This is a genomic window from Streptomyces chartreusis, assembly GCF_008704715.1.
Lineage (GTDB): Bacteria > Actinomycetota > Actinomycetes > Streptomycetales > Streptomycetaceae > Streptomyces > Streptomyces chartreusis.
Window position 1 is genome coordinate 6,047,944 of record NZ_CP023689.1, and the last position, 22,468, is coordinate 6,070,411.

Genomic DNA, 22,468 nt, shown 5'->3' on the forward strand with positions numbered 1-22,468 from the left:
TAGCTTTTCCGGGTCCCCTTCGCGTACGGTTGACGGCTGCCCAGCACGTCAGAAGGGGGCCCGGTGGCCGCTCAGGCTCCACAGGAAACCGCGCTCGACTCCCTGCGAGACCGAGAGATCGGCGTCGAACAGGAACACCTCGACCGGGTGTACCGACGCCTCGAGGAGAAGATCCACGAGGCGGAGTTCCTGATGAACGACGCGGCCAAGCGCGGCCAGGTCGGCACACCCGGCGCGCTCGCCGAGCGCGACGCGCAGGTCTTCCGTGCCGGCGTGCACCTCAACAGGCTCAACAACGAGTTCGAGGACTTCCTCTTCGGACGCATCGACCTGCTGCTCGGCAAGGACGGCAAGAAGGGCCCGGACGGCGCCTACACCGCCGTCGAGCCCGCCGAGGGCGCGGTGCGCGAGGACAGCACCGCCGACATCGCCGAGACCCTGCACATCGGCCGTATCGGAGTGCTCGACTCCGACTACGCCCCGCTGGTCATCGACTGGCGGGCCCCGGCCGCGGCGCCCTTCTACCGCTCGACCCCGGTCGACCCCGGGCGGGTCGTACGGCGCCGGGTCATCCGCTCCAAGGGCCGCAGGGTCCTCGGCGTCGAGGACGACCTGATGCGCCCCGAGCTCAAGGCGTTCCTCGACGGCCGTGAGCTGCCCGTGATCGGCGACGGCGCCCTGATGGCGGCCCTCGGGCAGGCCCGTGGCCACACCATGCGGGACATCGTGGCGTCCATCCAGGCCGAGCAGGACCTGGTCATCCGCGCCCCCGCCGCCTCGGTGACGTACGTCGAGGGCGGTCCTGGCACCGGCAAGACCGCCGTCGCCCTGCACCGCGCCGCCTACCTGCTCTACCAGGACCGGCGCCGGTACGCGGGCGGCATCCTGATCGTCTCGCCGACCCCGCTGCTGGTCGCGTACACCGAGGGCGTGCTGCCGTCGCTCGGCGAGGAGGGCCAGGTCGCCATCCGCGCGATCGGCTCCCTGGTCGACGGCACCGAGGCCACGCTGTACGACTCCCCGGCCACGGCCCGCGCCAAGGGCTCGTACCGCATGCTCAAGGTGCTGCGGAAGGCGGCGCGGGGTGCGCTGGAGCTGGGACCGGGCGGCACGGCCGTCGCCGCCGGGAACGGCGCGGACCGCGGTGGGCAGCTCGCCTTCGGCGACGACGACACTCCCGTGCCGGCCCCCGCCGGACCGCCGACCCTCCTGCGTGTCGTCGCCTTCGGGCGCCGGCTGGAGCTGGAGGCCGACGCGCTGGAACGCGTCCGCCGCACCGCCCTCGGCGGCACGGCACCGGTGAACCTGCTGCGCCCACGCGCCCGCAAGCTGCTGCTGGACGCCCTGTGGGCGCAGTCGGGCGGCGCCACCCGGCACACCGACCCGGAGCTCGCCGCCGAACTGCGCTCCTCCTTCGACGAGGACGTGGCCACGGAGGACAGCTTCATCGCCTTCCTCGACGCCTGGTGGCCGGAGCTCACCCCGAAGGCGGTCCTCACGGCGATGGCCGACGAGCGCCGCCTCGGCCGCTGGGCACGCCGGATCCTCAATCCCGGCGAGGTCCGCAAGGTGGCCCGCTCGCTCAAGCGCGACGGCCTCACCGTGCACGACATCGCCATGCTCGACGAGCTCCAGGCGATCCTCGGCACCCCGGCCCGCCCGCGCAGGAAGCGCGACCTGGACCCGCTCGACCAGCTCACCGGCCTGGAGGAGCTGATGCCGGTGCGCGAGGAGTCGCAGCGCGAGCGCGCCGAGCGGCTGGCGGCCGAGCGCACCGAGTACGCCCACGTCATCGTCGACGAGGCCCAGGACCTCACGCCGATGCAGTGGCGCATGGTCGGCCGCCGCGGCCGGCACGCCACCTGGACGGTCGTCGGCGACCCGGCCCAGTCGTCGTGGTCCGACGTGGACGAGGCGGCCGAGGCACGCGACGAGGCACTCGGCACCCGCCCGCGCCGCCGCTTCCAGCTCACCGTGAACTACCGCAACCCGGCCGAGATCGCCGAGCTCGCCGCCAAGGTGCTGGCCCTGGCCATGCCCGGCTCGACGTCCCCGTCGGCGGTGCGCTCCACCGGCGTACGGCCGCGTTTCGTGACTACGAACAAAGGACACAGCACGGTTGTCCGTGACACGCTCGCGCAGACCGTTCGCGAGGAGGCGGCCCGGCTGCTCGACCAGGTCGACGGGACGATCGGCGTCGTGGTCGCCATGCGGCGGCGCGAGGAGGCGGCCAAGTGGCTCACCGGGCTCGGCGACCGCGTCGTGGCGCTCGGCAGCCTGGAGGCGAAGGGCCTGGAGTACGACGCCACGGTCGTCGTCTCCCCGGCGGAGATCGCGGACGAGTCCCCGGCCGGCCTGCGTGTGCTGTACGTCGCGCTGACCCGGGCCACCCAGCAGCTGACGGTGGTCTCGGGGGACCGGGACGAGCCGGACGCGTCCGGTGTGCCGGATCTGCTGCGGGACTGAGCGGGACTGAGCGGGGCCGAACGGGGGCTTTGCCGGCGGCGGGGAAATGAACTCGCGGTACGGGAATGGCCTTGAGAGATCTGTTTGTTAGCCTGGGTGTGACACCGGCTCGATCCAAGCCCCCGGGCCCAACCTTCGTCGCTACGAGCGACCACTTGCCGCGAGGCGAGCATGGCGGGTCGGTGTCATGAACGTAGGAGAGGCCCACGTCACCGTGTGACGTGGGCCTCTTTTCTTGCGAAGACGTGGCGAACAATACGTTCGCAATCCACGCCCGGCTAACTCCTACTCAGCGGTAGGTGCGACGATCGGACGGCATACCAGCCACACGGTGAAAGCAGAGGAAGTCGGCCATGGCAACGGCGCCCAGCGTCTCCTACTCGATGACGGTCCGGCTGGAGGTGCCCGCGAGCGGAACCGCGGTCTCCCAGCTCACCGGAGCCGTCGAGTCCCACGGAGGCTCGGTGACCGGCCTCGACGTGACCGCGTCCGGCCACGAGAAGCTCCGCATCGACGTCACCATCGCCGCGACCTCCACCGCGCACGCCGACGAGATCGTGGAGCAGCTGCGCACCATCGAGGGCGTCACGCTGGGCAAGGTCTCCGACCGTACGTTCCTGATGCACCTCGGCGGCAAGATCGAGATGGCGTCGAAGCACCCCATCCGCAACCGCGACGACCTCTCGATGATCTACACCCCGGGTGTGGCCCGGGTCTGCATGGCGATCGCCGAGAACCCTGAGGACGCCCGCCGCCTCACCATCAAGCGCAACTCCGTTGCGGTCGTGACGGACGGCTCGGCCGTGCTGGGCCTGGGCAACATCGGCCCGAAGGCCGCGCTGCCCGTGATGGAGGGCAAGGCCGCCCTGTTCAAGCGGTTCGCCGGCATCGACGCCTGGCCGATCTGCCTGGACACCCAGGACACCGACGCGATCGTCGAGATCGTCAAGGCGATCGCCCCCGGGTTCGCCGGCATCAACCTCGAGGACATCTCCGCCCCGCGCTGCTTCGAGATCGAGGCCCGCCTGCGCGAGGCCCTCGACATCCCCGTCTTCCACGACGACCAGCACGGCACCGCGATCGTCGTCCTCGCCGCCCTGACGAACGCACTGCGCTGCACCGGCAAGGCCATCGAGAACATTCGCGTCGTCATGTCCGGTGCCGGCGCCGCCGGTACGGCCATCCTCAAGCTGCTGCTCGCCGCCGGTGTGAAGAACGCCGTCGTGGCCGACATCCACGGCGTGGTGCACGCCGGCCGCGAGGACCTGGTGGACGCCGCGGCCGACTCGCCGCTGCGCTGGATCGCCGACAACACCAACCCCGAGGGCCTGACCGGCACGCTGAAGGAGGCCGTGCGCGGCGCGGACGTCTTCATCGGCGTCTCCGCCCCGAACGTCCTCGACGGCGCCGACGTGGCCGCCATGGCCGAGAACGCGATCGTGTTCGCGCTCGCGAACCCGGACCCCGAGGTCGACCCCGCAATCGCCCGTCAGACGGCCGCAGTTGTGGCCACGGGCCGCTCCGACTTCCCGAACCAGATCAACAACGTGCTGGTCTTCCCGGGCGTCTTCCGCGGTCTGCTGGACGCTCAGTCCCGCACCGTCAACACGGACATGATGCTCGCGGCTGCGAAGGCGCTGGCGGACGTGGTGACCGAGGACGAGCTGAACCCGAACTACATCATCCCGAGCGTGTTCAACGACAAGGTCGCGGGCGCGGTCGCCGGCGCGGTGCGGGAGGCCGCGAAGGCGGTGTCCGCAGTGACGTCGGGCGAGTAATCGCACGGGTTCGGCGCCTCACAGCCCTGAAAAGTGTGCATGGGCTGTGAGGATCGCCACGGCAAGCCCTTGTAACGGCGCGTCGTGGAACCTGGGGCCTTGGGACGCCGTTTATCGTGACGGCCAAGCTCAGGCTCTCTCTTCGTGTGACACCCACGGGTGTTCTCACGACTCCTCCGGGCGCCGGATTGGCTTTCCCGCCGCAGGTAGGGGCAGGATGCGTCTCTGGGCGCGAGGGTCTGACGACGGACCCGGGTCCCGGGTCGCACCGAGGACCCTGGCAGCATCGACATCGCTGTGCCCGACATGCGGCTCCGCCGCGTGGCACGCCTCAAGGCAAATGAACACGGGAGTAACAACATGAACCGCAGTGAGCTGGTGGCCGCGCTGGCCGACCGCGCCGAGGTGACCCGCAAGGACGCCGACGCCGTGCTGGCCGCGTTCGCCGAGACCGTCGGCGAGATCGTCGCCAAGGGCGACGAGAAGGTCACGATCCCCGGCTTCCTGACCTTCGAGCGCACCCACCGTGCCGCTCGCACCGCCCGCAACCCGCAGACCGGCGACCCGATCCAGATCCCCGCCGGCTACAGCGTGAAGGTCTCCGCGGGCAGCAAGCTCAAGGAAGCCGCCAAGGGTAAGTAAGGGTCCGCCCGAGCGCCGTTGTGGTGTGGCGCCGTGGGCGACTGCGGGCCCGCCCTGGCTGGTCGCGCAGTTCCCCGCGCCCCCTTTCAGGGCGCTGCAGTAACGCCGATGGGGCGGCCACCCGAAACCGGGTGGCCGCCCCATCGGCGTACGGGTACGGGTGTGTCAGCCGAGTGCCTTGCCCGGCAGTTCGACCTTCGCGCCGAGCTCCACGAGCTTCTCCATGAAGTTCTCGTAGCCGCGGTTGATGAGGTCGATGCCGTGGACACGGGACGTGCCCTGGGCCGCGAGGGCCGCGATGAGGTACGAGAAGCCGCCGCGCAGGTCGGGGATGACCAGGTCGGCGCCCTGGAGCTTCGTCGGTCCCGAGACCACCGCGGAGTGCAGGAAGTTGCGCTGGCCGAAGCGGCAGTCGGAACCGCCGAGGCACTCGCGGTAGAGCTGGATGTGGGCGCCCATCTGGTTCAGCGCGGACGTGAAGCCGAGGCGGGACTCGTAGACCGTCTCGTGGATGATGGACAGGCCCGTGGCCTGCGTCAGGGCCACGACCAGCGGCTGCTGCCAGTCGGTCTGGAAGCCCGGGTGCACGTCCGTTTCGAGGGCGATGGACTTCAACTGGCCACCGGGGTGCCAGAAACGGATGCCCTCGTCGTCGATCTCGAAGGCACCGCCCACCTTCCGGTAGGTGTTGAGGAACGTCATCATCGAGCGCTGCTGCGCGCCGCGGACGTAGATGTTGCCCTCGGTCGCCAGCGCGGCGGACGCCCAGGAGGCGGCCTCCAGACGGTCCGGCAGCGCGCGGTGGTTGTAGCCGCCGAGCCGGTCCACACCGGTGACGCGGATGGTGCGGTCGGTGTCCATCGCGATGATGGCGCCCATCTTCTGCAGGACGCAGATGAGGTCCTCGATCTCCGGCTCCACGGCCGCGTTCGAGAGCTCGGTGACGCCTTCCGCGAGGACGGCCGTCAGCAGCACCTGCTCGGTGGCGCCGACGGACGGGTACGGCAGCCGGATCTTCGTGCCGCGCAGCCGCTGCGGGGCCTCCAGGTACTGGCCGTCGGCGCGCTTCTCGATCGTCGCGCCGAACTGCCGCAGCACCTCGAAGTGGAAGTCGATGGGCCGGCCGCCGATGTCGCAGCCGCCGAGGCCGGGAATGAAGGCGTGCCCGAGGCGGTGCAGCAGCGGACCGCACAGGAGGATCGGGATCCGGCTGGAACCCGCGTGGGCATCGATGTCAGCGACGTTCGCGCTCTCCACGTGCGAGGGGTCCATCACCAACTCGCCCGGTTCCTCACCCGGACGGACCGTCACACCGTGCAGTTGCAGCAGGCCGCGTACGACACGCACGTCACGGATGTCCGGTACGTTGCGCAGTCGACTCGGCTCACTGCCCAGCAGGGCGGCGACCATTGCCTTCGGTACGAGGTTCTTCGCACCGCGGACACGGATCTCGCCCTCCAGCGGGGTTCCGCCGTGGACAAGCAGGACATCGTCGTTGACGGTCATGTATCTCGCGTTCCGATGAGTTGGGCAGGGGCCAGGAGGGAAAGGGTAATCGCCGTCGACCCCCCTTCAGTAAGCCCAAGTACGGCTCAGGAACGTCATAGCTCTGTCACAACACGAACGGTTCACCGCCGGGCACGAGCGGTCACCGTCGCGGCCGTGCGCCGGGCGGCGCTTCTGTCCGCCCTGAGCTGCATTCCCTCCCGAACCGGCATTGCCTCCCCACACGAAGGGAAGATGCGGGATCATGTCTGGCATGACCGAGGTGTCCTCGCTCACAGGGCGGTTGCTCGTGGCAACGCCCGCCCTGGCGGACCCGAACTTCGACCGCGCGGTGGTGCTCCTTCTCGACCACGACGAGGAGGGCTCCCTCGGCGTCGTCCTCAACCGTCCGACCCCCGTCGACGTGGGCGACATCCTGGAGGGCTGGGCCGACCTCGCCGGCGAGCCCGGTGTCGTCTTCCAGGGCGGCCCGGTGTCCCTGGACTCGGCGCTCGGCGTGGCCGTCATCCCCGGTGACGCGAACGGCGAGAGCGCCCCGCTGGGCTGGCGCCGCGTGCACGGCGCGATCGGGCTTGTGGACCTTGAGGCACCGCCGGAGCTGCTCGCCTCGGCCGTCGGCTCCCTGAGAATCTTCGCCGGGTACGCCGGCTGGGGCCCCGGCCAGCTGGAGGACGAGCTGGTGGAGGGCGCCTGGTACGTGGTGGAGTCCGAGCCGGGTGACGTGTCCTCGCCGTCCCCGGAGGGACTGTGGCGCTCGGTGCTGCGCCGCCAGCGCAACGAGCTCGCGATGGTGGCCACGTACCCGGACGACCCGTCGCTCAACTGATGCATGTGAGCTTCAGTACTCTTGGCGGTATGAGCACTCTCGAGCCCGAGCGCGGGACTGGTACGGGGACCCTCGTCGAGCCCACGCCGCAGACTTCCCACGGCGACGGCGACCACGAGCGCTTCGCCCACTACGTCCAGAAGGACAAGATCATGGCGAGCGCCCTCGACGGGACCCCCGTCGTGGCGCTGTGCGGCAAGGTCTGGGTGCCCGGCCGCGACCCGAAGAAGTACCCCGTGTGCCCCATGTGCAAGGAGATCTACGAGTCCATGGGCGCTGGCGGTGGCGACGACAAGGGCAAGGGCGGCGACAAGAAGTAGCCCTCCCTCCCGCCTGAGGTCCACGAAGGCCCCCGGGGCGCGTTTCGGCGCGCCCCGGGGGCCTTCGCGTGTCACGAAGTGGTTGAGACCTCTTGTGGACATGTTCACGCAGTCCCTAGGCTCCGTTGCGTTGTGCAGAGCGAAACCGTCATTGCATATGTTGCAACGCACGCCCGGAGGACCGCTCCATGAAGCTCGCCCCCAGACTCGCCGTACTGCTCACCGCCCTGGCCGTCACGGCCTGCGCCCCCCAGACCTCCGACAACTCCTCCTCCGACAAGGACGAGAAGACCGGCACCCTGCGGGTCTGGCTGTTCCAGGAGGTCGGCAACAAGCCGAAGGAGAAGGTCGTCGACGCCGTCGTCGCCGACTTCGAGAAGGAGCACGAGGGCGCGAAGGTCGACGTCGAGTACATCCCGGTCGAGACCCGCGCCCAGCGCGTGAAGGCCGCCTTCAACGACCCGAAGTCCGCTCCCGACGTCATCGAGTACGGCAACACCGACACCGCCGGCTATGTGAAGGACGGCGGACTCCTCGACGTCACGAAGGAGTTCGGCGACTGGAGCGAGGCGAAGGACACCGACCCCACGGCCGAGCAGTCCGTCACCGTGGACGGCAAGATCTACGGCGCCCCCTTCTACGTCGGGGTGCGCGCCCTGTACTACCGCACCGACATCTTCGAGGAACTCGGCCTCGAAGTGCCGAAGACGATGGCCGAGTTGGCGACGACGGCCCGCAGGATCCGCGCCGCCGAGCCCGAGCTGTACGGGCTCGTGGTGGGCGGGGCGTACACCTACGGCGCGATGCCGTTCGTGTGGGCCAACGGCGGTGAGCTCGCCACCGGCAAGGGCGGCTCGTACGCCTCGGCCATCGACAGCGAGGCCGCGCAGAAGGGGATCAAGGAGTACACGTCCCTCTTCTCCGACGACAACTGTCCCGCCGCCAAGTGCGCGGGCATGGGCGGCAACGACACGGTCACCGCGTTCGCGGCCGGCAAGGCGGGCATGGCGATCGGCGGCGACTTCAGCCACGCGGCCGTGGAGGCCGGGAAGGTCAAGGGCAAGTACGCGGTCGTGCCGCTGCCGGGAGTGAAGGCCGGGTCCGTCGCGCCGGCGTTCGCCGGGGGCAACAACATCGGCGTCCTGAAGAGCACCTCGCACCGGACGCTGGCGGTTCGGCTGATGGAGCAGCTGGCCTCGAAGGAGACACAGGCGTCGATGTTCGACGCGATGGGGTTCCTGCCGACGTTCGGGGACGTGCGGGAGAAGGCCGCGGCGGAGAAGCCGTACGTGAAGCCCTTCGTGCAGACGCTGTCCTCGGGGACGAAGTTCGTGCCCGCGTCGCCCGCGTGGTCGGGGATCGACTCCTCGCTCGTCCTGCCGACGATGTTCCAGGAGGTCATCAGCGGTAAGAAGGATGTCGCCGGGGCTGCTGGGGATGCGGCGAGGAAGATGGACGAGGCGTTCGGCTCCGCCGGATGACGCCGGTTACGCCTAATAGCTCGGGGGTGCTGGAGCGTCGGCGGGTGCGGGTGGATCGTGGTTTCTCGCGCAGTTCCCCGCGCCCCCAAGGGCGTTCCCGTCGCCGGAATCAGAAGACTCCCTGGCTCTATCTCGCCCCCGCCCTCGTCGTGCTCGGCGGGCTGCTCGTCTATCCCGTCTATCAGCTCGGGCTGATCTCGTTCTTCGAGTACACGCAGGCCCAGGTCAGCGGCGGGGAGCCGACCACCTTCCAGGGGTTCGGGAACTACTCGGAGCTGTTCTCGGACCCGCAGTTCTGGCAGGTGCTGCTCGCCACCGTCGTCTTCGCGGCGGCCTGTGTCGTCTCGACGCTCGCCGTCGGCTGTGCGCTCGCCGTGCTGCTCACGCGGGTGCGTGCCGTGCCGCGGCTGGCGCTGATGCTGGCCGCGCTCGGGGCGTGGGCGACGCCGGCCATCACCGGGTCGACGGTGTGGCTGTTCCTCTTCGACCCGGACTTCGGGCCGGTGAACCGGCTGCTGGGGCTCGGTGACCACTCCTGGACGTACGGGCGCTTCAGCGCCTTCTTCCTGGTGCTGCTCGAAGTGGTGTGGTGCTCCTTCCCGTTCGTGATGGTCACGGTGTACGCGGGTATCCGCTCCGTCCCGGCCGAGGTGCTGGAGGCCGCCGCGCTGGACGGCGCCTCGCAGTGGCGGATCTGGCGGTCGGTGCTGGCGCCGATGCTGCGGCCGATCCTGGTGGTCGTCACCATCCAGTCGGTCATCTGGGACTTCAAGGTCTTCACCCAGATCTATGTGATGACCAACGGAGGCGGCATCGCGGGCCAGAACCTGGTCCTGAACGTGTACGCCTACCAGAAGGCGTTCGCGTCCTCGCAGTACAGCCTGGGCTCGGCGATCGGCGTGGTGATGCTGCTGATCCTGCTGGCGGTGACGCTCGTGTATCTGCGGCTGCTGCGCAGACAGGGGGAGGAGCTGTGAGTTCCATGAATCCGGCACGTCTCGTACGGCGGCCCTGGCGGCTGCTCGCGGAGGCGTCCGCGCTGCTGATCGCCGTGGTGGTGGCGTTCCCGCTGTACTGGATGGTGCTCGGCGCCTTCAAACCGGCCGGGGAGATCGAGTCGAGCGAGCCGCGGCCGTGGACGCTGGACCCTTCCCTGGATTCCTTCCGGCGGGTCTTCGAGCAGAACGAATTCGGCCGTTACTTCGTCAACAGCCTTGTCGTCGCATGCACCGTCGTGATCGCCTCGGCGCTCATCGCGTTTCTCGCGGCGACCGCGGTGACACGATTCCGGTTCCGCTTCCGGACCACCTTGCTGATCATGTTTCTGGTGGCCCAGATGGTGCCGGTGGAGGCCCTGACGATCCCCCTGTTCTTCCTCATGCGGGACTTCGGCCAACTGAACACCCTGGGGTCGCTGATCCTGCCGCACATCGCGTTCTCGCTGCCCTTCGCGATCTGGATGCTGCGGGGGTTTGTGAAGGCCGTTCCGGAGGCCATCGAGGAGGCCGCCTACATCGACGGGGCGAGCCGCTCGCGATTCCTGTGGCAGATCCTTTTCCCGCTGGTCTTCCCGGGGTTGGTGGCCACAAGCGTTTTCTCGTTCATCTCCGCCTGGAACGACTTCCTGTTCGCCAAGTCCTTCATCATCAGCGACACCTCGCAGTCGACCCTGCCGATGGCCCTGCTCGTCTTCTACAAGCCGGACGAGCCGGACTGGGGCGGCGTGATGGCGGCCTCCACGGTGATGACGATTCCGGTACTGATCTTCTTCGTGCTCGTGCAGCGACGACTGGTGTCGGGGCTGGGCGGAGCGGTCAAGGACTGAAAGGCCTGATCATTCATGGATCTCATTCCGCTGCCTCACCGGACGGAACGGGCCGAGGGCTTCCTCGAACTCGGCGACGGCTTCGGTATCGAGGCCGGGCCCGGCACCGAGGGCACCGCGCGATGGCTGCGCACGACGCTCGGCGCGGCGACCGGGTTCGCGCTGCCGCCCAAGAAGGGGGACGAGTACGACGTCCTCCATCTGTCCGTCCGGCCCGGCCTCGACACCGAGGAATACCGCCTGGTCGTCGCCCCCCACGGCGTCCATGTCCAGGGCGGCTCGCCCGCCGGTGTCTTCTGGGGCGCCCAGACGATGCTGCAGCTTCTCGGCCCCGACGCCTTCAGGCGCGCACCCCTTCCCGGCCGTACCTGGCGGCTGCCCCTGACGGAGATCCGGGACGCCCCCCGGTTCCGCTGGCGCGGCGTCATGCTCGACGTGGCCCGGCACTTCATGCCCAAGGACGGCGTGCTGCGCCACCTGGACCTGCTGGCCGCGCACAAACTGAACGTCTTCCACTTCCATCTGACGGACGACCAGGGCTGGCGCGTCGAGATCAGGAAGTACCCCCGGCTCACCGAGGTCGGCTCCTGGCGGGCCCGCACGAAATTCGGCCATCGGGCATCCCCGCTGTGGGAGGAGAAGCCGCACGGTGGCTACTACACCCGGGACGACATCCGCGAGATCGTCGCGTACGCCGCCGAGCGGCATATCACCGTCGTCCCGGAAATCGACGTACCGGGACACTCGCAGGCCGCCATCGCCGCGTACCCGGAACTCGGCAACACCGACGTCGTCGACACCACCGCCCTCTCCGTCTGGGACACCTGGGGGATCAATCCGAACGTACTCGCCCCCACCGACAACACCCTGCGCTTCTACGAGGGGGTGTTCGAGGAAGTCCTGGAGCTGTTCCCCTCGGAGTTCATTCATGTCGGCGGAGACGAATGCCCCAAGGACCAGTGGCGGCAGTCGCCGACCGCGCAGGAGCGCATCAGGGAACTCGGGCTGAAGGACGAGGACGAGCTCCAGGCGTGGTTCATCGGCCACTTCGACAGCTGGCTCACCGCGCGCGGACGCCGGCTCATCGGATGGGACGAGATTCTGGAGGGCGGGCTCGCGAAAGGCGCGGCCGTGTCGTCCTGGCGCGGATATGCGGGCGGGGTCGCGGCGGCCCGCGCGGGTCACGACGTCGTCATGTGCCCCGAGCAGCAGGTGTATCTGGACCACCGTCAGGACGCGGGCGCCGACGAGCCCGTACCGATCGGCTTCGTGCGCACCCTGGAGGACGTCTATCGGTTCGAGCCCGTTCCCGCGGAGTTGACGCCCGACGAGGCCCGGCACGTGCTCGGCACCCAGGCCAACCTGTGGACCGAGGTGATGGAGGACCGGGCGCGCGTCGACTACCAGGCGTTTCCGCGCCTCGCCGCTTTCGCCGAGGTGGCCTGGAGCGGCCTGCCCGCCCCGGCGGAACGGGACTTCGCGGACTTCGAGCGCCGACTGGCCGCCCACTACGGCCGACTTGACGCCCTGGGGGTCGCGTACCGGCCACCCACGGGGCCGCGGCCCTGGCAGCGGAGGCCCGGAGTGCCGGGCCGGCCGATCGACGGGCCGCCCCCGAACAGATAATGGAAAAAACCGGCAAGGGGTCACCGAAGAGTGTCAATCGGTACGCACTGGTGATGCCGGGCGATGCCGTGCGAAAACGGACCATCTCCCTGATCAGGTGGGCGAATGCCTCCTAGCGGACCCCTGTCTTCGTGCCCTGCGAAGATGTGCCAGAGTTGCCACGTCCGCCCTGTCAGCACGTACCGTACGGCAACACAGGTGGGACCAGGTGGGGCAGCGGGAAGGGGCAGCCGGTTTGACCACGCACGCACCGCAGGCGGCGCAGGCCGTCACGCTGCCCACGACGCTGGACGAAGCCGTGGCGGCACTCGCCGCCATGCCCGCCGCCGTGCCCGTGGCGGGCGGCACCGATCTCATGGCCGCCGTCAACTCCGGGCAGCTCAGGCCCGCCGCGCTGGTCGGCCTCGGCCGGATCAGCGAGATCCGCGGCTGGCAGTACCAGGACGGCCACGCGCTGCTCGGCGCGGGCCTCACGCACGCGCGCATGGGCCGCCCCGACTTCGCGGCGCTCATCCCGGCGCTCGCCGCCGCCGCGCGCGCCGCGGGCCCGCCGCAGATCCGCAACGCCGGCACCCTCGGCGGCAACATCGCCTCGGCGTCCCCGACCGGTGACGCGCTGCCGGTGCTCGCCGCCCTCGAAGCGACCCTGATCGTCGCGGGCCCGGGCGGAGCCCGCCGGGAGATCCCGGTGTCGCACCTGCTGGCGGGCATGGAGATGCTGCGCGCCGGCGAACTCATCGGCTACGTGCGCGTGCCGCTGCTGCACGCCCCGCAGGTCTTCCTCAAGGCCACCGGCCGCACCGGCCCGGGGCGCGCCATGGCGTCCGTCGCGGTCGTGCTCGACCCCGCCCGGCGCGGAGTCAGGTGCGCCGTCGGCGCCATAGCGCCGATGCCGCTGCGGCCCCTGGAGGCCGAACAGTGGGTCGCCCAGCTGATCGACTGGGACAACAGCCGCGCGATCGTCCCCGAAGCGCTCAACGCCTTCGGCGAGTACGTCGCCGCGGCCTGCATCCCCGACCCGGCCCCGGCCGAGGACGGCTCCATGGCCCAGCATCCGCCCGCCGTACTGCACCTGCGGCGCACCGTCGCCGCGCTGGCCCGACGAGCACTGGGGAGGGCGCTGTCGTGACCGACGACCGGCACGGAGAGGGCACGCCCCAGGGCGCGGGCCGCTGGGACCCGCTGCCCCAGGGCGAGTACGACGACGGCGCCACCGCCTTCGTCAAGCTCCCCGAAGGGGGCATCGAAGCCCTCCTGGCCAACCCCGACAGCCCGCTCGCCGCGCCCGGCCACGGGTACGTCCCGCCGCAGATAACGGTCGCGCCGGGCACCGGCGCGGGCACCGACCCCGCGGCCACCGGCGGCTGGCCCACCGCGGGCACCCCCGCCGAGGGCGACCGCTGGCCCGACCCGAACGCCCCGCAGGAGCAGGGCGGCGACCGATTCACGTACAACCCCGGCGCCACCCAGCAGTGGAACTTCTCCGAGACCGCGGCGGGCCAGGACACCGGCGCGCCCGGTCAGGACGTCACCGGTCAGTGGTCGATCCCCGTCGCCGGAGGCGACCTTCCGGACGAATCCGGCGAGTTCACCACGTCCTCGCTCGTCGAGCAGTGGGGCGGCGGCACCCCGCCGGCCACGCTGCCGGGCGGCGCGGCCGCACCCTGGGCGACGCAGGCGCCGGGGCGGCCGTGGGGACAGCAGGCGGAAGCGCCCGCCGAGGCGCTGGGAACCGCGCCCGCGCGCCCCACCGACGCCGAGCACGCTCCCGGCCGGCCGGGACCGCACGCCGGTGACCCGCATGCCGCGCCGGCCGGCGGGCACCCCGTCCGGCGGCCCGTCGGAACCGGCCCCGCGTCCGCCGCGTTCGACCGGGACGGCGACCCGTCCGCGACGCCCGGCGCGGAGCCCCACGCGCGTGTGGAGCCCGGCGCGTTCGCTCCGAGCCGCTCCGAGCGGCCCGCCGACGACTCCGCCGAGAGCGCTTCAGAGCCCTCACAGGCCACCCCGGGGGCCGGTGAGCCCGACTCCGACGACACGGACGCCCGAGGCGCCACAGAGGCACCCCAGGGCCCCGCAGGGCCCTCCGCCGACGACGAGTCGAGCACGGAGGCCGCCGAGGACTCGGAGCAGGCCGACGACGCGCCGCCGCTGCCCGGCGAGGAACACCCCCTGGCCTCCTACGTCCTGCGCGTCAACGGCGCCGACCGGCCCGTCTCGGACGCCTGGATCGGTGAGTCGCTGCTCTACGTGCTGCGCGAACGGCTCGGCCTCGCGGGCGCCAAGGACGGCTGCTCGCAGGGCGAGTGCGGCGCCTGCAACGTGCAGGTCGACGGACGGCTCGTCGCGTCCTGCCTGGTGCCCGCCGTCACCGCCGCGGGCAGCGAGGTCCGCACCGTCGAGGGCCTGGCCGTCGACGGACAGCCCTCGGACGTGCAGCGGGCACTCGCGCGCTGCGGCGCCGTGCAGTGCGGCTTCTGCGTGCCGGGCATGGCGATGACCGTGCACGACCTGCTGGAGGGCAACCCGGCGCCGACCGAGCTGGAGACCCGCCAGGCACTGTGCGGCAACCTGTGCCGCTGCTCCGGTTACCGGGGCGTGGTGGACGCCGTCAAGGAAGTCGTCGCCGAGCGCGAGGCGCACACCGGGGCCGGCGACGGCGAACAGGACGGGGACGAGCCGCGTATCCCTCACCAGGCGGGCCCGGGGGCCGGCGGGGTGCACCCGTCGGCGTTCGAGCCGCGCGGCGGCCGAGGATCGCATGACCAGGCGTACGGCCAGGACGGAGGCCAGGCGTGAGCAACGAAGCCGCCACCGCGACCACAGCCGCGGAGGCAGCACCCGCCCCCGAGCCGATCCCGCACGGCCTCGGCGCCTCACTGCAGCCCGCCGACGCCCGCGCCAAGACCGAGGGCACGTTCCCGTACGCGGCCGACCTGTGGGCCGAGGGCCTGCTGTGGGCGGCCGTACTGCGCTCGCCGCACCCGCACGCGCGCATCAAGTCCATCGACACCGCCCACGCGCGGGAGATGCCCGGCGTACGGGCCGTCGTCACCCACGAGGACGTGCCGGGCAGCCCGCTGCTCGGACGCGGCAAGGCCGACCGTCCGGTCTTCGCCTCCGAGGTCGTGCGCCACCACGGCGAGCCCATCGCCGCCGTCGCCGCCGACCACCCCGACACCGCGCGGCTTGCCGCCGCGGCCGTCATCGTCGAGTACGAGGTGCTCGACCCGGTCACCGACCCCGAGCAGGCCTTCGAGGCCGAGCCGCTGCACCCCGACGGCAACCTGATCCGGCACATCCCGCTGCGCCACGGCGACCCGGACGCGGCCGGCGACATCGTCGTCGAGGGCCTGTACCGCATCGGCCGCCAGGACCCGGCCCCGATCGGCGCCGAGGCAGGGCTCGCCGTGCCGCGGCCCGACGGCGGCGTGGAGCTCTACCTCGCCTCCACCGACCCGCACACCGACCGCGACCGGGCCGCCGCCTGCTACGGCCTCGAGCCCGAGCGCGTCAAGGTCGTCGTCACCGGCGTGCCCGGCGCCACCGCCGACCGCGAGGACCAGGGCTTCCAACTCCCGCTCGGACTACTGGCGCTGAAGACCGGCTGCCCGGTGAAACTGACGGCCACGCGCGAGGAGTCCTTCCTCGGCCACACCCACCGGCACCCGACCCTCCTGAGGTACCGCCATCACGCGGACGCCGAGGGCAGGCTGGTCAAGGTCGAGGCGCAGATCCTGCTGGACGCGGGCGCCTACGCCGACACCTCCGCCGAGGCCCTGGCCGCCGCCGTCGGCTTCGCCTGCGGCCCGTACGTCGTCCCGAACGCCTTCATCGAGGGCTGGGCCGTACGCACCAACAACCCGCCCTCCGGCCATGTGCGCGGCGAGGGCGCCATGCAGGTCTGTGCCGCCTACGAGGCGCAGATGGACAAGCTCGCCAAGAAGCTCGGCGTCGACCCGGCGGAGCTGCGCCTGCGCAACGCGCTGGCCACCGGCGACGTCCTGCCGACGGGCCAGACGGTGACCTGCCCGGCCCCCGTGGCGGAGCTCTTGCAGGCCGTACGGGACTACCCGCTGCCGGCCCTGCCCAAGGACACCCCCGAGGACGAGTGGCTGCTGCCCGGCGGCCCCGAGGGCGCGGGCGAACCGGGTGCCGTGCGCCGGGGCGTCGGCTACGGCCTGGGCATGGTGCACATGCTCGGCGCCGAGGGCGCTGACGAGGTCTCCACGGCGACCGTGAAGGTCCACGACGGCGTGGCGACGGTGCTCTGCGCGGCCGTCGAGACCGGCCAGGGCTTCACGACGCTGGCCCGGCAGATCGTCCAGGACACGCTGGGCATCGACGAGGTGCACGTGGCACCCGTGGACACCGACCAGCCCCCGGCGGGCGCCGGTTGCCGCGGCCGGCACACCTGGGTGTCGGGCGGCGCGGTGGAGCGCGCGGCCAAGATGGTCCGTACACAGCTGCTCCAGCCTCTGGCGCACAAGTTCGGCATGTCCACCGAGCTGCTCCAGATCACCGACGGCAAGATCACGTCGTACGACGGCGTCCTGTCGACCACCGTCACCGAGGCGATGGACGGCAAGGAGCTGTGGGCGACGGCCCAGTGCCGGCCGCACCCGACCGAACCGCTGAACGACGCCGGCCAGGGCGACGCCTTCGTGGGCATGTCCTTCTGCGCGATCCGCGCGGTGGTCGACGTCGACATCGAGCTGGGCTCGGTGCGCGTGGTCGAGCTGGCGCTCGCCCAGGACGTCGGACGGGTGCTGAACCCGGCGCAGCTGGAGGCGCGCATCGAGGCGGGCGTGACGCAGGGCGTGGGCATAGCGCTCACGGAGAACCTGCGCTCGGCTCGCGGCCTGATCCGGCACCCGGATCTGACGGGCTACTCCCTGCCGACGGCACTGGACGCCCCCGACATCCGGATCGTGAAGCTGGTCGAGGAGCGGGACGTGGTCGCGCCCTTCGGCGCGAAGGCGGTCAGCGCGGTGCCGGTGGTGACGTCGCCGGCGGCCATCGCGTCGGCGGTGCGCGCGGCGACGGGCCGTCCCGTGAACCGGCTGCCGATCCGGCCGCAGGCCGCGGTGGTCAACGCGCAGTGAGCCGGCCGGTCGGCCGACCCGTCCGACCGGAAGGGCCGCCGGACGTTCCCGATGTGCCGGATTCCCGGTTTGTCCCGCTCGTGGGCCGAGCTCGTGGGAGCGATTCCAGCGAAGAGGGAACGTTCCGGGGTGCGTCTGGCGTCTACTGATGTGAAGCGCTGTCAGTGGGTGTGCTGATCCCGAGGCGTTGTCAGTGGTGGCGCGTAGTGTTCTGGGCAGTGGGGACGGCGGCCGGGTCCGACGGGCCGGTCGGCAGGCCGTGTCGTGCCCGGGGTGGCGAGAAAGCGCATGCGGGGGAGCCATGAGCACGACGACCACGACTCACGTCGCCGACACGGCGATCGTCCTGACCGAGGCCGAGCTGGATCCGTACGTCACGCACGCGTCGACGCGACGCTGGCTGACCGGGCCCGGACTGCCCGGCGACAGCGGTGTGCTGACCTTCGTCGAGCTCGGCCGTGACGGTCTGCGGACGGTCGCGGACTCGACGGGCGACCCCGAGGACCGGCTGGCGGCCGGGCTCAGGGACCAGCTGGTGATAGGAGGGCTGCTCGGCCCCGGCGGCCTGGAGACGGAGTCCGTCCTGCTGGACGGCATCACGGGGGAGATCTCGACGACGCACTTCCTGCACGACCGCCCGGACCTGATGGACCGTCGCCCCCTGGCGCCGTCCCTGCGGACCCTGGTGCGCTTCGCGGAGGCCACGGACGAACTGGCGGGCCTGCGCGGCCAGTTCGCCTCCTACGTCGGCCGGTACGGCCCCAAGGCGGTGACGGAGGCCTCCCGGCATCTGCTGGCGGTGTTCGAGGAGGGCACGGGCGGCGAACCCGCGCCGTTCTGGAGGATGGCCGCGCTGATCCGGCCGTTGGCGCTCGTCGCCGGCCGGGCCGGGGTGTCGGGGCTCGCCCTGGACCTGCCGGCGCGGCTGCTGGACGAGGAGTTCGGCCGGCGCCAGGTGGTGCGCTTCGAGGACGTCGACTTCCCCGGCACGCTCACCCACGAGCCGACGCGCCGCTTCCTGCGCGAAGTGGGCCTGCCCGAGGACGCCTTCCTGTTCTCCCTCGACCCGGACGTCTCCCTGCCGACGCTGGCCGAGTACTACGCCGACGTGGACCCCGAGGCCGAACTCCCGGCCCGCGCCGATCACTTGATCCGCCTCGGCCATCTCGTGGACGACAACAGCCTGGTCGTCGACGGCGAGTCGGGTGCGGTGCTGAACTGGAGCGAGTCCGAGGCGAGACTGTTCCCGCTGAACACGGACGTCTCGACGCTCGCCTTCACCCTCTGGCTGCTGCACCGCGAGCAGGCGATGGACGCGGAGTCCGGACACGCGCTCACCAGCGACGCCTACGACCAGCTGGCCATGACCATGCTCCAGGTCCTCTCGACGGTCGACCCGACCGGCACCAGGGCGGGCAGGGACGGCCGGCACTACTGGACCGAGGTGTTCCAGGACGAGGCGAGCGGGGTGCTCGAATCGGTCGGCGGGCCGCGCCAGCCGGCACGGACGGCGTGACCGCGAACGCCTGACGCCGACATCCGGCCGGGAGCTGCCCGGCCCGATGTCGGCGTCAGGGAAGAGATCCTCAGACCGCCCCGGCGGTCAGGAGGACTTGGCGGCGCTCGCGCGGCGCCGGCGCACGGCCAGGATCAGGCCGCCGCCGAGGGCCGCCGCGGCGGCCGCGGTGCCGGCGATCAGCGGGGTGCCGTCGGAGCCGGTGCTCGCCAGGTTGCCGTCGACGGAGCCGGTGGAGGAGCCGCCCGTGGAGGTGCCGGCCGACGTGGAGCCGGTGGAACCCGTACCGCCGGTGGACTGGCCCTCGGGGTCGTTGCCGTCGCCGCCCGTGGTGGCGCCGCCGTCCGTGGAGCCGCCGTCGGAGGAACCGCCCGAGGTGGCGGGGCCGGGCTCGTAGTCGGTGGGTATGGCGACCCGGATCGGGGCCTTGTCGTTGGCGGGGTTCTTGTCGAACTCCGGGTGGATGTCGTAGACGGAGGTCGCCTTCACCTCGCCGGTGGTGGTCTTCGCGTCCTTGTCGATGTCCAGCATGAAGGTGAAGGACACGGCCTCGCCGACATCGATGGTGTGGTCGTCGGGCCAGCAGACGTACGTGGACTTGCCCGGCGTGCCACCCGGAGCGGACGGACCGTCGATGCCGAACGGCGCGCATTCCTTGGGCACTTCACTGGCGACGGTGTCCTTCGGGATCTTCACCATGAGGGCCGGCTGGTCGTCGCTCTCCTGGTTCTGGATCCAGCCCGGGCCGTCGTTGCGGAGCTGCACCGTGATCGACTGCTGGCCGCCCGCGAGGGCCTCGGTGTCCTCGCCGACGGCGACCAGGTCGGCCGAGCTGTCGGCGGTCAGGGTCATCCGGCGGTAGCTGTCGTCGTAGCCCTCGCCCGGGGTCTCGCCGGTGGCCGAGGTGCCGTACTCGACGGCCTCCATCAGTGCGCTGTCCAGTGCCTTGAACCGCACGGGCGTCTCGACGGAGGCGCCGGGTTCGACGGTGAGGTCGAGCTCGCAGACGGCCTGGCGGACCTGGTCCTGGACGGTCGAGTAGGAGCAGCCCTTCGCCTCCTCGGTGAAGTCGAGGCCGCGGGTGAGCCGGACCCGGAAGGTGACGCCGTCCGCGGCCGCGGTGCCGTTGTTGGTGATGACGACGTTCTCGTCGTACACGTCGCCCGGCTTGGGAGACGTGCTCGGCAGGTTCGAGATCACCAGGGCGGGCGCGGCCTCCTCGGCGTACGCCGAGGGAGCGGCGACCGCGGGAACGGCCGCGGCGATCGCGGCGGCGGCCACGAAGGCCGCCGACGTGCGGAGGTGCGAGGGGCGGATGCGCTGGCGCACGGATGGGTCTCCTCGTCGGAACAGGAAGCACGGCGACCGGAGCTTTGCCGTCCAGTCATGTCCTGGACACCCGGAGGGGGCGGAGGGTTGTGCTCCCGTTTGAGGAGATGAAGAGAAGAGAGTGCGACCGGAGGGAAGAGAAGGAGGCCGTGGCGGGGGAGGGCTGGAGGCCGTGGCGGGAATCGAACCCGCGTAATTCCCCGCGAGCGGAGCTCGCTGATGGATGCAGTGCAGGCGAATCCCTGAACCGCTCGGGCACGCGGCCGTGGCGGGGGAGGGCTGGAGGCCGTGGCGGGAATCGAACCCGCGTAATTCGCTTTGCAGGCGAATCCCTGAACCACTCGGGCACACGGCCGTGTCGGGAGAAGCGGTGCTCCGTCCGAACTCGGTGAATCGACCGTACGGCCCGCCTCGCAACCGCCTCAAGAGAACCGGGCCCGCTGCAACGCGACTGCCACACCGCGTTCACGAACCCCATGGTCGTAAGACCAAGGTCTCATTGTCGGGCCGTCTCTCGACAGGGGCCAAAGTGGGTTGTGGACCTTACGCTGGCGACCATGACTGCCCTCGAGCCGCGTGACGCCGATCTTGCGAAGACATCCGATGTGCCCTCGGTCCCCGAGTCCGAGGAGAGTGTGCTGGGCAGGCCCTACCGGGCGCTCAGTATCGGGATCGTCTCCGTCGTGCTGCTCATCGCCTTCGAGGCCACCGCCGTCGGGACGGCGATGCCGGTCGCGGCGCGGGAGCTGGACGGGGTGTCGCTGTACGCGTTCGCGTTCTCGGGGTACTTCACCACCAGCCTGTTCGGCATGGTCCTCGCAGGCCAGTGGTCGGACCGGCGTGGCCCGCTCGGCGCGCTCACGGCCGGCATCGCCTCCTTCGGGGCCGGGCTGCTGCTCGCCGGGACCGCCGGCGTGATGTGGCTGTTCATCCTCGGACGGGCCGTGCAGGGCCTCGGCGGCGGACTGGTCATCGTCGCGCTGTACGTCGTCGTCGGCCGGGCCTACCCCGAGCGGCTGCGACCGGCGATCATGGCGGCGTTCGCCGCGAGCTGGGTCGTGCCGTCGATCGTGGGGCCGCTGGCCTCCGGCGCGGTGACCGAGCATCTGGGCTGGCGCTGGGTGTTCGTCGGCATCCCGGTGCTGGTCGTCTTCCCGCTCGCGCTCGCGCTGCCGCAGATACGTCGCCTGGCGGGCGGCCCCGTCGACGGCTCCGGCCGCCCCGCCTCCTTCGACCGCCGCCGCATCCGGCTCGCCCTCGGCATCTCCGTGGGCGCGGGTCTGCTCCAGTACGCCGCCCAGGACCTGCGCTGGCTCTCCCTCGTCCCCGGCGTCGCCGGCGCCGCACTCCTCGTGCCGGCCGTCCTCGGACTGCTCCCGCGCGGCACGTACCGGGCGGCGCGCGGGCTGCCGTCCGTGGTGCTGCTGCGCGGAGTGGCCGCGGGGTCGTTCATCGCCGCCGAGTCGTTCGTGCCGCTGATGCTGGTCACCCAGCGGGGGCTGTCACCGACGCTCGCCGGGTTCTCCCTCGCGGCGGGCGGCGGGACCTGGGCGCTGGGCTCCTGGTTGCAGTCCCGGCCGCGGATGGAGCCGTACCGGGAACGGCTGATGACGCTGGGGATGGTGCTGGTGGCGGCGACCATCGCGGCCGCGCCGAGCGTGCTCATCGACTCCGTGCCGGCCTGGACGCTCGCCGTGGTGTGGGCGTTCGGCTGCTTCGGGATGGGTCTGGTGATCTCCTCCACCAGCGTGCTCCTCCTCCACCTCTCCGCCCCCGAGGAGGCCGGCACCAACTCCGCCGCCCTCCAGATCTCCGACGGCCTCTCCAACGTGATCCTGCTCGCCCTGGGCGGCGCCGCCTTCGCCGCCCTCGGCGGAGGCTCCGTGACCCACACGGCGATGGACGCCTCCGCCACCACCTCCCACCCGGCCGCGTTCGCCGCGGTGTTCCTGCCGATGGCGGGGGTGGCGCTGGTGGGCGCGTGGGTGACGACGCGGCTGCGGGAGCGCTGAGCAGCACGAGGACGGGTGAGGATCGGTGCGTGGGGG

16 protein-coding genes and 2 tRNA genes are annotated in these 22,468 nt (G+C 71.4%); 14 read left to right on the plus strand and 4 right to left on the minus strand.

Features of this window, described 5'->3' with window-relative positions; translation table 11 throughout:
* Positions 1 to 63 precede the first annotated feature (63 nt).
* The 3 genes from CP983_RS26525 (at position 64) to CP983_RS26535 (ending at position 4,886) form a co-directional block, all read left to right on the plus strand.
* Positions 64 to 2,466, plus strand: coding sequence for a HelD family protein (locus CP983_RS26525; protein WP_150502258.1), 2,403 nt, complete (start codon positions 64 to 66; stop codon positions 2,464 to 2,466).
* Positions 2,467 to 2,819: 353 nt separating this feature from the next.
* On the plus strand, positions 2,820 to 4,244 hold the full coding sequence (locus CP983_RS26530) for an NAD-dependent malic enzyme (RefSeq protein WP_107905686.1): 1,425 nt from the start codon (positions 2,820 to 2,822) through the stop codon (positions 4,242 to 4,244).
* A gap of 360 nt (positions 4,245 to 4,604) precedes the next feature.
* Positions 4,605 to 4,886: an HU family DNA-binding protein gene (locus CP983_RS26535; protein ID WP_007382399.1), complete on the plus strand. Its 282-nt coding sequence runs from the start codon at positions 4,605 to 4,607 to the stop codon at positions 4,884 to 4,886.
* Positions 4,887 to 5,051: 165 nt separating this feature from the next.
* Here CP983_RS26535 and murA read toward each other — a convergent pair whose 3' ends face one another.
* Entirely contained in the window at positions 5,052 to 6,392 is a 1,341-nt protein-coding gene (gene murA, locus CP983_RS26540) for a UDP-N-acetylglucosamine 1-carboxyvinyltransferase (protein ID WP_107905685.1), read from the minus strand.
* Positions 6,393 to 6,645: 253 nt separating this feature from the next.
* On the opposite strand from murA, the gene CP983_RS26545 reads away from it, so the two are divergent.
* The 10 genes from CP983_RS26545 (at position 6,646) to CP983_RS26590 (ending at position 19,091) form a co-directional block, all read left to right on the plus strand.
* Positions 6,646 to 7,218: a YqgE/AlgH family protein gene (locus CP983_RS26545; RefSeq protein WP_030946849.1), complete on the plus strand. Its 573-nt coding sequence runs from the start codon at positions 6,646 to 6,648 to the stop codon at positions 7,216 to 7,218.
* A gap of 29 nt (positions 7,219 to 7,247) precedes the next feature.
* Entirely contained in the window at positions 7,248 to 7,538 is a 291-nt protein-coding gene (locus tag CP983_RS26550; protein WP_030946851.1) for a DUF3039 domain-containing protein, read from the plus strand.
* A gap of 188 nt (positions 7,539 to 7,726) precedes the next feature.
* The gene (locus CP983_RS26555) at positions 7,727 to 9,019 is read left to right on the plus strand and encodes an extracellular solute-binding protein (RefSeq protein WP_150502260.1); all 1,293 of its coding nucleotides are present in this window, start codon (positions 7,727 to 7,729) and stop codon (positions 9,017 to 9,019) included.
* Positions 9,016 to 9,996 carry a carbohydrate ABC transporter permease gene (locus CP983_RS26560; RefSeq protein WP_150502262.1) on the plus strand — a complete coding sequence of 327 codons (981 nt, stop codon included), beginning with the start codon at positions 9,016 to 9,018 and terminating at the stop codon, positions 9,994 to 9,996. Before CP983_RS26555 ends, CP983_RS26560 begins: the two co-directional genes overlap by 4 nt.
* Before the next feature lie 5 nt (positions 9,997 to 10,001).
* Positions 10,002 to 10,844, plus strand: a complete 843-nt coding sequence (locus CP983_RS26565) for a carbohydrate ABC transporter permease (RefSeq protein WP_125525469.1) — start codon at positions 10,002 to 10,004, stop codon at positions 10,842 to 10,844.
* A 15-nt stretch (positions 10,845 to 10,859) separates the two neighbouring features.
* Positions 10,860 to 12,470 carry a beta-N-acetylhexosaminidase gene (locus CP983_RS26570; RefSeq protein WP_150502264.1) on the plus strand — a complete coding sequence of 537 codons (1,611 nt, stop codon included), beginning with the start codon at positions 10,860 to 10,862 and terminating at the stop codon, positions 12,468 to 12,470.
* A 235-nt stretch (positions 12,471 to 12,705) separates the two neighbouring features.
* On the plus strand, positions 12,706 to 13,599 hold the full coding sequence (locus CP983_RS26575) for an FAD binding domain-containing protein (protein WP_150502266.1): 894 nt from the start codon (positions 12,706 to 12,708) through the stop codon (positions 13,597 to 13,599).
* Positions 13,596 to 15,269: a 2Fe-2S iron-sulfur cluster-binding protein gene (locus CP983_RS26580; protein ID WP_150502268.1), complete on the plus strand. Its 1,674-nt coding sequence runs from the start codon at positions 13,596 to 13,598 to the stop codon at positions 15,267 to 15,269. The genes CP983_RS26575 and CP983_RS26580 overlap by 4 nt, the downstream gene beginning before the upstream one ends.
* A complete protein-coding gene (locus CP983_RS26585; protein WP_107905680.1) occupies positions 15,266 to 17,575 on the plus strand; it encodes a xanthine dehydrogenase family protein molybdopterin-binding subunit in 2,310 nt (769 codons plus the stop codon). The genes CP983_RS26580 and CP983_RS26585 overlap by 4 nt, the downstream gene beginning before the upstream one ends.
* Positions 17,576 to 17,876: 301 nt before the next feature.
* On the plus strand, positions 17,877 to 19,091 hold the full coding sequence (locus CP983_RS26590) for an SUKH-4 family immunity protein (protein ID WP_150502270.1): 1,215 nt from the start codon (positions 17,877 to 17,879) through the stop codon (positions 19,089 to 19,091).
* Positions 19,092 to 19,178: 87 nt separating this feature from the next.
* Here CP983_RS26590 and CP983_RS26595 read toward each other — a convergent pair whose 3' ends face one another.
* The 3 genes from CP983_RS26595 to CP983_RS26605 all read right to left on the minus strand — a co-directional run bounded on the left by CP983_RS26595 (position 19,179) and on the right by CP983_RS26605 (position 20,775).
* On the minus strand, positions 19,179 to 20,420 hold the full coding sequence (locus CP983_RS26595) for a COG1361 family protein (RefSeq protein WP_150502272.1): 1,242 nt from the start codon (positions 20,418 to 20,420) through the stop codon (positions 19,179 to 19,181).
* Positions 20,421 to 20,584: 164 nt separating this feature from the next.
* Positions 20,585 to 20,685, minus strand: a tRNA-OTHER gene (locus tag CP983_RS26600).
* Between the two features lie 15 nt (positions 20,686 to 20,700).
* Positions 20,701 to 20,775: transfer RNA gene (locus tag CP983_RS26605), tRNA-Cys, on the minus strand.
* Positions 20,776 to 20,977: 202 nt separating this feature from the next.
* On the opposite strand from CP983_RS26605, the gene CP983_RS26610 reads away from it, so the two are divergent.
* A complete protein-coding gene (locus CP983_RS26610; protein ID WP_107905677.1) occupies positions 20,978 to 22,432 on the plus strand; it encodes an MFS transporter in 1,455 nt (484 codons plus the stop codon).
* Positions 22,433 to 22,468: the final 36 nt, after the last annotated feature.

Bases quoted from the DNA above. Each gene is read 5' to 3' on its own strand.
- CP983_RS26530 (WP_107905686.1), top strand. From the start codon at position 2,820: ATGGCAACGGCGCCCAGCGTCTCCTACTCGATGACGGTCCGGCTGGAG.
- CP983_RS26535 (WP_007382399.1), top strand. From the start codon at position 4,605: ATGAACCGCAGTGAGCTGGTGGCCGCGCTGGCCGACCGCGCCGAGGTG.
- murA (WP_107905685.1), bottom strand. From the start codon at position 6,392: ATGACCGTCAACGACGATGTCCTGCTTGTCCACGGCGGAACCCCGCTG.
- CP983_RS26545 (WP_030946849.1), top strand. From the start codon at position 6,646: ATGACCGAGGTGTCCTCGCTCACAGGGCGGTTGCTCGTGGCAACGCCC.
- CP983_RS26550 (WP_030946851.1), top strand. From the start codon at position 7,248: ATGAGCACTCTCGAGCCCGAGCGCGGGACTGGTACGGGGACCCTCGTC.
- CP983_RS26555 (WP_150502260.1), top strand. From the start codon at position 7,727: ATGAAGCTCGCCCCCAGACTCGCCGTACTGCTCACCGCCCTGGCCGTC.
- CP983_RS26560 (WP_150502262.1), top strand. From the start codon at position 9,016: ATGACGCCGGTTACGCCTAATAGCTCGGGGGTGCTGGAGCGTCGGCGG.
- CP983_RS26565 (WP_125525469.1), top strand. From the start codon at position 10,002: ATGAATCCGGCACGTCTCGTACGGCGGCCCTGGCGGCTGCTCGCGGAG.
- CP983_RS26570 (WP_150502264.1), top strand. From the start codon at position 10,860: ATGGATCTCATTCCGCTGCCTCACCGGACGGAACGGGCCGAGGGCTTC.
- CP983_RS26590 (WP_150502270.1), top strand. From the start codon at position 17,877: ATGAGCACGACGACCACGACTCACGTCGCCGACACGGCGATCGTCCTG.
- CP983_RS26610 (WP_107905677.1), top strand. From the start codon at position 20,978: ATGACTGCCCTCGAGCCGCGTGACGCCGATCTTGCGAAGACATCCGAT.